Annotated in this window: 8 protein-coding genes, 1 tRNA gene and 1 pseudogene; all 10 read right to left on the bottom strand. The window is 45.9% G+C overall.

Going from position 1 to position 12,535, the window contains the following annotated elements; genetic code table 11:
- Nucleotides 1-179 precede the first annotated feature (179 nt).
- On the bottom strand, nucleotides 180-4,457 hold the full coding sequence (rpoC, locus tag HMPREF3144_RS02845) for a DNA-directed RNA polymerase subunit beta' (protein WP_070476294.1): 4,278 nt from the start codon (nucleotides 4,455-4,457) through the stop codon (nucleotides 180-182).
- A complete protein-coding gene (rpoB, locus tag HMPREF3144_RS02840) occupies nucleotides 4,457-8,572 on the bottom strand; it encodes a DNA-directed RNA polymerase subunit beta (RefSeq protein ID WP_070476292.1) in 4,116 nt (1,371 codons plus the stop codon). The genes rpoC and rpoB overlap by 1 nt, the downstream gene beginning before the upstream one ends.
- Before the next feature lie 275 nt (nucleotides 8,573-8,847).
- Nucleotides 8,848-9,234, bottom strand: coding sequence for a 50S ribosomal protein L7/L12 (rplL, locus tag HMPREF3144_RS02835; RefSeq protein WP_018027363.1), 387 nt, complete (start codon nucleotides 9,232-9,234; stop codon nucleotides 8,848-8,850).
- A gap of 105 nt (nucleotides 9,235-9,339) precedes the next feature.
- A complete protein-coding gene (rplJ, locus tag HMPREF3144_RS02830; protein WP_018027362.1) occupies nucleotides 9,340-9,864 on the bottom strand; it encodes a 50S ribosomal protein L10 in 525 nt (174 codons plus the stop codon).
- Between the two features lie 228 nt (nucleotides 9,865-10,092).
- Nucleotides 10,093-10,800 (bottom strand): 50S ribosomal protein L1, encoded by a 708-nt coding sequence (gene rplA / locus HMPREF3144_RS02825; protein ID WP_070476290.1) that lies wholly within the window; start codon nucleotides 10,798-10,800, stop codon nucleotides 10,093-10,095.
- Nucleotides 10,800-11,234, bottom strand: coding sequence for a 50S ribosomal protein L11 (rplK, locus tag HMPREF3144_RS02820; protein WP_018027360.1), 435 nt, complete (start codon nucleotides 11,232-11,234; stop codon nucleotides 10,800-10,802). Before rplK ends, rplA begins: the two co-directional genes overlap by 1 nt.
- Nucleotides 11,235-11,324: 90 nt before the next feature.
- The gene (gene nusG, locus HMPREF3144_RS02815) at nucleotides 11,325-11,858 is read right to left on the bottom strand and encodes a transcription termination/antitermination protein NusG (protein WP_026156960.1); all 534 of its coding nucleotides are present in this window, start codon (nucleotides 11,856-11,858) and stop codon (nucleotides 11,325-11,327) included.
- 9 nt (nucleotides 11,859-11,867) lie between these two features.
- Entirely contained in the window at nucleotides 11,868-12,248 is a 381-nt protein-coding gene (gene secE / locus HMPREF3144_RS02810) for a preprotein translocase subunit SecE (RefSeq protein ID WP_018027358.1), read from the bottom strand.
- Between the two features lie 36 nt (nucleotides 12,249-12,284).
- A tRNA-Trp gene (locus tag HMPREF3144_RS02805) sits at nucleotides 12,285-12,360 on the bottom strand.
- 107 nt (nucleotides 12,361-12,467) lie between these two features.
- Nucleotides 12,468-12,535, bottom strand: a pseudogene (locus tag HMPREF3144_RS11365) (elongation factor Tu); the annotation flags it as partial.

The raw sequence follows: 12,535 nt of genomic DNA, 5'->3' as shown, positions 1-12,535 counted from the left end.
TATTTAACTGCTTTTATGCAAAAGTCTCAAATTGCCTATAGACAGATGGCAGATTTAAAATCCACCACATGATCTAAAAATAGCCGTTATATTGTAAATAACGGCTATTTTTATGAGTGAACCCAGCTGCTACTGGCTATCTAAGAATAGTCTTCACAGCTAGGGTATGGCTTGTCAGCTTACTCTTCAGTAGGGCCTGACTCTTTGCTGCTATCTAGCTCAGTCGTCACTGCTTCTGCAGTCGCACCTAAGGCACTTTCAAGAGAAACCGGATCAATAAAGGGGTTTTCTTGTTCAGTAGAACTGCTGTGCTCAAAGCCACTACGACTGTCGATCTTCTTATGACGTGCTAAGTGATAAGCTAAACCGGTACCGGCAGGAATCAAGCGACCCACAATCACGTTTTCTTTTAGACCACGTAACTCGTCACGTTTACCCATCACCGCAGCTTCAGTCAGAACGCGTGTTGTTTCCTGGAAGGAAGCAGCAGAGATGAAGGAATCGGTCGATAGCGACGCCTTGGTAATACCCAAGAGAACGTTCTGGTAAGTCGCCGGTTGACCGCCTTCAGCCTGAACCCGATCGTTTTCATCAAGTAAGGCAGAACGCTCCACCTGTTCACCCGGAATAAAGCTAGTATCCCCAGCATCCTCAACCACCACACGACGTAGCATCTGACGCACAATCACTTCAATATGCTTATCGTTGATCTTCACACCCTGTAAGCGATAAACCTCTTGTACCTCATCAATAATGTACTGAGCAAGCATCTCAATACCTTTGAGGCGCAGAATATCATGCGGATCAGCAGGACCGTCAACAATTAACTCACCTTGGTGAACCACACGACCATTTTGTACCTGAATATGCTTTTCCTTAGGAATCAAGAATTCATGCGGCTGACCATCGGTATCAGTAATCACTAAACGCTGCTTACCTTTAGTGTCCTTACCAAAGGAAACCACCCCGGAAACATCAGCAAGAATACCGGCATCCTTAGGTGAACGGGCTTCAAATAGCTCAACCACACGTGGTAGACCCCCGGTAATATCACGGGTTTTCTGAGAATCCACAGGGATACGAGCCACGATCTCACCCACACCGATCTCCTGGCCATCACGTACTCGAATCAAGGCACCGACCGGGAAGCTAATCGCTACGCTATGGCTGGTATTGTTTGGACCGAGGATTTTAAGCTCCTCACCTTTCTCATCCAACATCTTGATCTGCGGACGTACATTGGCACGTGTAGCACGCTTAGGTGTAATCACGACTAAGGTCGATAAACCGGTCACTTCGTCAGTTTGCTGGGCTACGTTCACGCCCTCTTCGATATTATCGAATTTCACCTGACCCGCATACTCAGACACAATCGGACGAGTTAATGGATCCCAAGTAGCTAATTTAGCGCCTGCTTTTACCTCATCACCGTCACCAACCATCACCGTCGCACCATAAGGTACACGATGACGCTCACGTTCACGTTCAGTCGTCGGATCAACAATTAATAGCTCACCGTTATTAGAGATCGCAATACGTTCGCCTTTGCTATTGGTCACATAACGCATCGAGGCCAAGAAAGCCACCTTACCGTTAGACTTCGTCTCAACGCTAGACACGCTGGCAGTACGTGAGGCCGCACCACCGATGTGGAAGGTACGCATGGTTAACTGAGTACCCGGCTCACCAATAGATTGAGCAGCAATCACACCCACTGCCTCACCACGGTTCACTAGTGTACCGCGACCTAAATCGCGACCATAACATTGAGCACATAAACCATGACGTGTTTCACATGTCAATGGCGTGCGAATCTTAACCTCGTCAATGCCGAGTTTATCAATTAACTCAACCGCATCCTCATCTAGCATGGTGCCAGCTGTGATCACTGTCTCTTGCGTATCTGGATTAATAATATCAGCGGCAGCGACACGACCTAAGACGCGATCGCGTAAAGGTTCGATAATTTCACCGCCCTCAACCTTGGCTTTGATCATATAGCCATTGGTGGTACCACAATCGTCCTCAATAATCACCAAGTCTTGAGTCACGTCAACAAGACGACGAGTTAAGTAACCTGAGTTCGCAGTTTTTAACGCTGTATCGGCCAGACCCTTACGCGCACCGTGGGTTGAAATAAAGTACTGAAGTACGTTCAGACCCTCACGGAAGTTTGCAGTAATCGGCGTTTCAATAATTGAACCGTCCGGCTTAGCCATCAAGCCTCGCATACCCGCTAACTGACGAATCTGCGTCGCCGAACCTCGAGCACCGGAGTCAGCCATCATATAAATGGAGTTAAATGACTCTTGGTCCACCTCTTCATCAAAGCGATTCAGCACTTTTTCAGTGGCTAATTGCTCCATCATCACCTTCGTGACGCGCTCAGTGGCTTTACCCCAAATATCAACCACGTTGTTATAACGCTCTTGGGTTGTTACCAAACCGGATGAGTGCTGTTTATCAATGGCTTTAACCTCTTCAGAGGCTTGCGCCAAGATATCGACTTTAGCAGCAGGCACTAGCATATCGTCCACTGCAATGGAGATACCCGCTTTAGTCGCTAAACTGAAACCGGACTGCATCAGTTTATCGGCAAAAATAACGGTTTCTCGCAGACCACAACGACGATAAGCTTGGCTCACCAAATTAGAAATTTCCTTTTTAGTCAGCGCTTTGTCGATAACACTAAACGGCAGACCCTTAGGTAAAATTTCAGACAGCAAAGCACGACCAACCGTAGTTTCAACACGTTTTAATTGCGGCTGGAACTCACCGTTTGCATCCTTAACCCACTCATTTAAGCGCACCGTAATACGGCTTTGTAATTCAACCGCACCGGTATTGTAGGCACGATGCAATTCATTCAGGTCAGCAAAGAAGCTACCCTCACCCTTACCGTTAATACGTGAACGAGTGGTGTAGTAAAGACCTAACACAATATCTTGAGAAGGTACGATCGAAGGCTCACCACTGGCTGGGAATAAGATGTTATTAGACGCTAACATCAAGGTACGCGATTCTACCTGTGCTTCAATCGATAAGGGCACGTGTACCGCCATTTGGTCACCGTCAAAGTCCGCGTTAAAGGCCGCACACACTAGCGGGTGCAATTGAATCGCTTTACCCTCAATCAGTACCGGTTCAAAGGCCTGAATACCAAGACGGTGAAGCGTTGGCGCACGGTTTAATAGTACCGGGTGCTCACGAATCACTTCCTCAAGAATATCCCAAACAACCGGCTCTTGAGCCTCCACTAAGCGCTTGGCTGCTTTTGTCGTTGCCACTAAATCCATCGCCACTAAACGGTGGAAAATAAATGGCTTAAAGAGCTCTAGCGCCATCAATTTCGGTAAACCACATTGATGTAGTTTAAGCTGCGGACCGACCACAATCACCGAACGACCGGAGTAATCCACACGCTTACCTAACAGGTTCTGACGGAAGCGACCGCCCTTACCCTTAATCATATCGGCAAGTGACTTTAATTGACGCTTATTCTGACCCGTCATGGCCTTACCGCGACGACCATTATCCATCAACGAGTCAACCGCTTCCTGCAACATACGCTTTTCATTGCGTACGATAATATCAGGCGCATAAGACTCAATCAGACGCTTCAAACGGTTATTACGGTTGATGACGCGACGGTATAAATCGTTCAGATCCGAAGTCGCGAAACGGCCACCATCAAGCGGTACCAAAGGACGTAAATCCGGTGGCAGCACAGGTAACACCTCAAGAATCATCCACTCAGGCTTAATCCCCGATTTTTGGAAGCCCTCAACCACTTTAAGACGTTTGGAAATTTTCTTAAGCTTAGCTTCAGAGGTCGTTATTTTAAGCTCTTCGCGTAAGGTTTCCGCTTCTTTATCGATATCTAGCGTACGCAATAACTCGCGGATGGCCTCAGCGCCCATCAGCGCAACGAACTCATCACCGTACTCATCGACCTTATTGTTGTACTCCTCTTCGGTCATGATTTGACCGCGCTGTAACGGCGTCATGCCTGGCTCAATCACGCACATGGCCTCAAAGTATAAGACGCGCTCAATATCACGCAAGGTCATATCAAGCACCATACCTAAACGAGAAGGCAGGCTTTTTAAGAACCAAATATGGGCAACGGGACTGGCTAGTTCAATATGCCCCATACGCTCACGACGTACTTTGGCCGCAGTTACTTCCACGCCACACTTTTCACAAATAATGCCGCGATGCTTTAAGCGCTTATACTTACCGCACAAACACTCATAGTCTTTGGTCGGGCCGAAAATCTTGGCACAAAACAGACCGTCACGCTCCGGCTTAATGGTGCGGTAGTTGATGGTTTCAGCCTTACGCACCTCACCGTAAGACCACGAACGGATCTTTTCCGGTGAAGCGATACCAATTTTAATTGCATCAAACTGCTCATCAGGGGCAATTTGCTTATATAGACTTAATAAACCATTCATTATTTTTTACCCTCCAGCTCCATATTGAGAGCCAGTGATCGAATTTCTTTAACCAAGACGTTGAAGGACTCAGGCATACCCGCATCAATTGAATGCTCGCCCTTGACGATGTTTTCGTGAACCTTCGTACGACCTGCAATATCATCCGACTTAACGGTTAACATTTCTTGTAGCGTATAGGCAGCGCCGTAAGCTTCAAGTGCCCACACCTCCATCTCACCAAAACGCTGACCACCGAACTGCGCCTTACCACCTAATGGCTGCTGAGTCACCAGTGAGTATGGACCAATAGAACGGGCGTGCATCTTATCATCCACTAAGTGATGCAGTTTCAGATAGTGCATATAGCCTACCGTGACTGGACGATCAAATGGCTCACCTGTACGACCGTCAATCAGATTCACTTGTGTACGTGTTTCAGTCAGACCTAAACGCTCTTTAATCTCATCCGGATAGGCTAGCTTCAGCATATGCTGAATTTCCGCCTCAACCGCACCGTCAAACACCGGTGTTGCTAACGGTAAACCGTCACGTAGATTGTGCGCCATTTCGATAACTTCCTCATCGGACAAGCTATCTAATTTTTCCTTTCTACCAACGTCGTTATACACCTTTTCAAGATAGGCGCGAATATCGCTCACCTGCTTGCTACGCTCACCGACAAGCATTTCATCAATACGCTGACCGATACCCTTGGCTGCCCAACCTAAATGCACTTCAAGAATCTGTCCGATATTCATACGTGAAGGCACACCAAGCGGGTTTAGTACAATATCAACCGGCGTACCATCCGCCATATACGGCATATCTTCTACAGGTACGATGTGAGAAACCACACCCTTGTTACCGTGACGACCGGCCATCTTATCACCAGGCTGTAAACGACGCTTAACCGCTAAGTACACCTTGACCATCTTCAAGACGCCTGGCGGTAACTCATCACCCTGAGTTAATTTCTTACGCTTCTCATCGTACATGCGCTCGATTTCAGCGCGTTCAAAGTCGAGTGACTCTTTGGCGTGTTCAAGCGTGGCTTGGGTATCCTCATCTGCTAAGCGAATATCAAACCAGAAATTAGGATCCAGATTTTCTAAGTAATCTGCGCTTAGTGCGCTACCCTTTTTAAGACCTTGCGGACCGCCATTAACCACCTGACCCACTAAGATTTTTTGTAGACGGTCAAAAATATCATTTTGTGTAATACGGAAACGGTCATCTAAGTCAATACGATAACGCTCTAATTCTGCGTCAATAATGGATTGTGCACGTGCATCCGGCTTTTCACCTTTGGCTGTCAATACCTGTACATCAATCACCGTACCATTCATACCGGAAGGTACACGCAAAGAGGTATCCTTAACATCAGCGGCTTTTTCACCAAAAATCTGACGTAATAAACGCTCTTCAGGCGTTAACGGCGTTTCTGATTTAGGCGTTACCTTACCAACCAGAATATCATCGGCACGAACCTCGGCACCGATATGAATCATACCGGAGTCATCTAAACGGTTTAACTGCACTTCAGGCACATTAGAAATATCGCGTGTAATCGACTCATCACCCAGCTTGGTTTGACGAGCCACTACCGTCAATTCCTCAATATGGATGGAGGTATAACGATCTTCAGAAACCACCTTTTCAGAAATTAAGATTGAGTCCTCAAAGTTGTAACCGTGCCATGGCATAAAGGCGATCAACATATTTTGACCTAAGGCTAATTCACCTAAGTCAGTTGAAGCACCATCTGCCAATACATCACCGGCCGCAACCACATCACCGCGTTTAACCGTAGTGCGCTGGTTGATATTGGTATTTTGGTTCGAACGCGTGTATTTTGTGAGATTGTAAATATCCACCCCAACCTCACCGGCTTGCGCCTCCTCGTCATGCACACGAATCACGATACGCTGTGCATCCACGTGATCAACCACACCACCACGTTTCGCTTGTACCGTAGTACCGGAGTCAAGCGCCACAATACGCTCAAGACCCGTACCCACCAAAGGCTTCTCAGGCTTCAGGCAAGGCACTGCCTGACGCTGCATGTTAGCACCCATCAAGGCACGGTTCGCATCATCATGCTCTAAGAAAGGAATTAATGAAGCAGCAACGGACACAATTTGCGATGGTGCCACGTCCATATACTGGACATTTTCCGGCGCCGTCATAATGGTTTCACCGTTTTCGCGACACGCAATCAGATCATCAATAAACTTACCGTCTTCATCTAACTCAGCGTTTGCCTGCGCAATCACGTAATTAGACTCTTTAATCGCAGATAAATACTCGATTTCGTCTGTTACGCGGCAGTTTTCAACCTTACGATACGGTGTTTCTAAAAAACCGAAGTTATTTAAACGGGCATACAATGCCATCGAGTTGATTAGACCAATGTTAGGACCTTCAGGCGTCTCAATCGGACATACGCGGCCATAGTGCGTAGGATGTACGTCACGCACCTCAAAACCAGCACGTTCACGGGTTAAACCACCCTGACCTAAAGCAGACACACGGCGCTTATGGGTAATTTCCGATAAGGGGTTGGTCTGATCCATAAACTGCGACAACTGATTAGAACCAAAGAACTCCTTAACCGCCGCTGAGATAGGCTTAGAGTTAATAAGGTCATTTGGCATCAAGTTGTCAGATTCTGCCGAACCCAAACGTTCCTTAACCGCACGCTCAACCCGCACTAAACCAGCGCGGAACTGATTTTCAGCCAACTCACCCACGCAACGTACGCGGCGATTACCTAAGTGGTCAATATCATCAATCTCGCCTTTACCATTACGTAAATCAACGAGAATCTTAATGGTTTGTAAAATATCGTCATCGGTGAGTGTTAGGGCGCCCTCAGCACTATCAATGCCATGGAGGCGGCTATTTACCTTCATACGACCGACGCGTGATAAATCATAGCTGTCTTCGCTATAGAATAAGCGCTCAAATAGGGCCTCAACCGCCTCTTCGGTTGGTGGCTCACCTGGACGCATCATACGATAAATCGCAATCCGCGCCGCATTGGCATCCAGCGTGTCATCAGTGCTCAACGTGGTAGAAATATAAGGACCCTTTTCCAATTCGTTGACATACAGGGTCTCAAGCACTTTGATACCAGCCGCACGTAAGGCAGTGAGTAAAGATTCAGAGATTTCAGCATTAGCCTCGGCTAAGACCTCACCTGTTTCGGGATCAATGATATTTTTAGCCAAGAAACGACCAACTAAAAACTCATCATTGACCAAAATCTCGTCCATATTGGCGTCCGCAAACTGGCGTAGATGTCTAACAGTAATACGCTTATCTGCCTCAACTAAGACATTACCCGCCTTATCGACTAAGTCGAATGGCGCCGTTTCACCGCGCCAACGCTCAGGAATAAAATCCATTAAAGCGCCACTTTCTTTGAGATCGAATTTATCGAAATCAAAGAACTCAGCCAGAATTTGCTCTGAGCTCATGCCAATGGCTTTTAACAACGTGGTCACCGGCATTTTACGACGACGGTCGATACGGAAGAATAAATTGTCCTTAGCATCGAACTCAAAGTCTAGCCATGAACCACGATAAGGAATAACGCGCGCTGAGAAGATTAACTTACCGGAACTTTGGTTCTTACCGCGGTCATGCTCAAAGAACACACCGGGTGAACGGTGTAACTGAGACACGATAACACGCTCGGTACCATTAATAATAAATGAACCGGTGTCAGTCATTAAGGGGATTTCACCCATGAATACTTCTTGCTTTCTAACTTCTTTAACCGTTGGCTTGCTCGCATCACGATCCATAATGACTAAATTGATCGTGGCATACAACTGGGAGCAATAGGTTAAGCCACGTAATTGACATTCTTTTACGTCAAATACGGGGGCTTCTAAGCGATAACTTTCAAACTCTAAACGAGCGAAACCGTTATTGCTTTCAATGGGGAAAATACCGGTAAAAGCGGCATGTAGACCTTCATCCTTGCGTTGGCTATGGTGAACGTTTTGCTGCAAAAACAAATCATATGAATTGAGCTGTGTTCCTAGAAGGTTTGGTACTTTTTGAATGTCTTCGCGCTTAGCGAAGCTCTTACGAATACGTTTACGTTCAGTATACGAGTAAGGCATGAGCACTCCAACTCGAGATGGTTAGCTGATTACTAGTCGTTTGTAATCAAGAGGGTTTTGCGACTTCAAGAAAAACGTCTCTGTGCGCACATCTTGTCATCAGGGTGTAATTTAGTGTAAAGTGTGAGGCACTCGGAAAAGTCCCTACATAAACTAGCTAAATTATAAGTGAAGTTGATGCTATTGTACGTCTTCTTCTGGTTAGAGGCCGTTTTTCGTGAAAACACAAAAACCCGGAGATAGCAAAAACTACTCCGGGTGTTTAAAAGCAGGAACTACTTAAGTTCTACTTTAGCACCGGCTTCTTCAAGTTTCTTCTGTGCTTCTTCAGCAGCAGCCTTGTCTAAGCCTTCTTTAATTTCTTTAGGTGCGTTATCAACTAAGTCTTTAGCTTCTTTTAAGCCTAAACCAGTGATTTCGCGCACTGCTTTAATTACGTTAACTTTAGAAGAACCAACGTCAGCTAAGAATACTGTGAATTCAGTTTGCTCAGCACCACCTGCAGCGCCGGCGTCACCGCCTGCAGCAGGAGCAGCAACAGCAACTGCAGCGGCAGCAGCTGATACGCCGAATTTTTCTTCCATTTCAGTAATTAACTCAGACAACTCTAACACGCTCATGTTAGCAATTGCTTCTAAGATATCTGCTTTTGATAAAGCCATTTTGAACTCCAAAAATTAAAAAATATATTTGCCTGGTTTTGTTATCGATTCTATCGACGAATTTCCAAAAATCTATTACGTGTCAACACACAGTCTACTAATAAATTAAGCAGACTCTTTTTGATCACGTACCGCAGCCAAGCCGCGAACGAATTTAGACGGAACCTCGTTAAGCGTACGCACAAACTTCGCAACAGGTGCTTGCATTGTACCCAATAGTTTAGCCAATAGCTCTTCACGAGAAGGCATTTTAGCTAAGGCCTTAACACCTTCAACATCAAGTACGCTACCCGGTAAAGCACCGGCTTTCAGTACGATCTTGTCGTTGGTTTTGGCGAAATCGGACAATACCTTAGCAGCCGCCACCGGATCACTACTAATTGCGTAAAGTAGTGGACCAGTCAATTGCTCAGAGATACCCTCAAACGGTGTATCAGCAACTGAACGACGAACTAAAGTGTTTTTCAATACACGTAGGTAAACACCATTTTCACGTGCAGTTTTGCGCAATACGGTGATAGAGCCGACATCAATACCACGATACTCAGCTACTACCATTGATTGAGCTTCAGCCAGTTGGCCAGAAACCTCTTCAATTACGGCAGCTTTCTCATTACGATTGAGACTCACGGTTTGATTACTCCATCTAAATGACGCGGTGGGAAAATCCCGTTGCGTCAACCATATGCGGCGTACCAGGGCAGAGTTCTAATTGAATTCTTCCGTTGGGACGCCGTCTACGCTGGATAAGTTTTAAGTTTTTAACTATATGAGCTTAAAAACTCCAGCGGTCTTTGACAGCAGCGCCCTAAGTGATTCAATGTGATTAAATCGCCTAGAGGCGCAGCCCAAAGTTCTTTACTTAGCGGCTGCTGTTGCTAAAGTAGCAACCTCAACCTTTGCTCCACCACCCATTGTGGATGAAATGGAGGCTTTACGTAGATAAACACCCTTAGCAGAAGCGGGGCGCGCTTTATTTAAAGCATCTACTAAAGCGGCTAAATTTTGTTTTAACTGATCGACTTCAAATGAAGCACGACCAATGGTACTGTGGATGATACCGGACTTGTCAGTACGATACTGAACCTGACCAGCTTTAGCATTTTTAACTGCAGTCGCTACATCCGGTGTTACTGTACCCACTTTAGGGTTAGGCATTAAGCCACGTGGACCAAGGATTTGACCTAAAGCACCCACAATGCGCATCGCATCAGGAGAAGCGATCACGATATCAAAATCCAAGTTACCAGCCTTAACCGCATCAGCCAAATCCTCCATACCGACAACGTCAGCACCAGCGGCTTTAGCAGCTTCAGCATTATCACCTTGAGTGAACACGGCAACACGTACAGACTTACCCGTACCCGCAGGTAAAACGACGGAGCCACGAACTAATTGGTCAGATTTCTTAGGGTCGATACCTAATTGAATAGCCACATCAATAGACTCATCAAATTTAGCAGTCGCTGTTTCTTTAACTAGCGCTAATGCTTCGTCTAAAGTGTATAATTTTTCGCTATCAAACTTTTCACGGAGAGCGCGTAAACGCTTAGATACTTTAGCCATTAGTTCACACCCTCAACTTCAATACCCATACTACGGGCGCTACCGGCAATAGTACGAACAGCGGCGTCTAAGTCAGCTGCAGTAAGATCCGGTTCTTTAGTTTTAGCAATTTCTTCCAACTGTGCACGGTTTAATTTACCTACTTTATTTAGGTTAGGACGTGCAGAACCCTTTTGAACACCGGCAGCTTTCTTGATAAGAATAGTTGCAGGTGGAGTTTTCATGATGAAAGTGAATGATTTGTCTGCGTATGCAGTAATCACCACTGGAATCGGTAAACCTGGCTCCATGCCCTGAGTTTGAGCATTAAAAGCTTTACAGAATTCCATGATGTTAAGACCGCGTTGACCCAATGCTGGACCAATCGGCGGCGCCGGGTTTGCCTTACCGGCGGGCACTTGTAGCTTAATAAAGCCGGCAATTTTCTTTGCCATTTGATACTCCTAATGGGTGCAGGCGCTTAATTAAAAGCTCCCCATATGTTAATAAAAAATAGTAACGGCTTAATCTGCAGATAAAGCGGATTAAGCCTTTTCTACCTGACTAAAATCCAGCTCGACCGGGGTAATGCGTCCAAAAATCGTGACATTAACCTGGACCTTGCTGCGTTCGTAGTTGACAGCTTCTACCGTACCATTAAAGTCCGCAAATGGACCCTCCTTGACACGTAGCATCTCACCAACTTCGAATAATACCTTAGGACGTGGCTTCTCACCACCTTCCTCAATTTGGAATAGAATTTTATTGACTTCTTTTTCAGAAATCGGGGTTGGACGATTACCCGTACCACCCAAAAAGCCAGTCACACGATTCGTGCTCTTAACTAAATGCCATGTTTCATCAGTTAATTCCATCTCGATAAAAACATAGCCCGGGAAAATTCGACGCTCGGAGATTGATTTGTGACCGGCGCGACTCTCCATCACTTCCTCAGAAGGAACTAAGATACGACCGAAATAGCTATCCAAACCAGCTTCGGCAATTCTTTCCTGTAAGGACTTCTGAACTCTCTTCTCCATGCCTGAAAAGACATGAAGAACATACCAACGCTTACTCACCAACTCTCCCTATTTCCAACCTAGAAATACACCGTACAGAATCCAGTCGATTAAGCTATCGGCAATCCACAAAAAAATCGACATCACAAAGACGAAGGCAAAAACAACGCCTGTCATCTGAATAACTTCCTTGCGACTAGGCCATACAACACGCTTCATCTCATTGTATGAACCGGTAGCAAAAGCTAAGCCTCGCTTACCTAAGTCGCTAAGCCAAACTAAAATCGCTGCGAGTACCAAACTACCGACAAAAATACCCACGCGTGCGTAGCTTGCCAAGTCCGAAAAATAGGAATAGGCAAAAATACCAATCGCAAGAATCAGTACAGCAAGGGTGATCTTGATCTTGTCGCCAGTGTTGGAAACGGTTGTTATATTTGTGTTTGACATTTTAATAGTACCGCTTATTGCAGTTACTTAAGTATTTGGCAGGGGCAGTAGGAATCGAACCTACAACCTTCGGTTTTGGAGACCGACGCTCTGCCAATTGAGCTATACCCCTAGATATGTATTTTGCCGTTTAAGGCAAGGTAGTGCTCTATGAATAGAACACTACCGAACCACACATTATATCTTATTTAAATGATACTGTGTAATTTTTTTTGAGAATTACTTCTCGATTTTAGCAACAACGCCAGCACCGACGGTACGACCACCCTCACGGATAGCGAAGCGTA

Source organism: Oligella sp. HMSC05A10 (genome assembly GCF_001808335.1).
Lineage (GTDB): Bacteria > Pseudomonadota > Gammaproteobacteria > Burkholderiales > Burkholderiaceae_B > Oligella > Oligella urethralis.
This window is presented reverse-complemented; position numbering and strand designations above follow the sequence as displayed.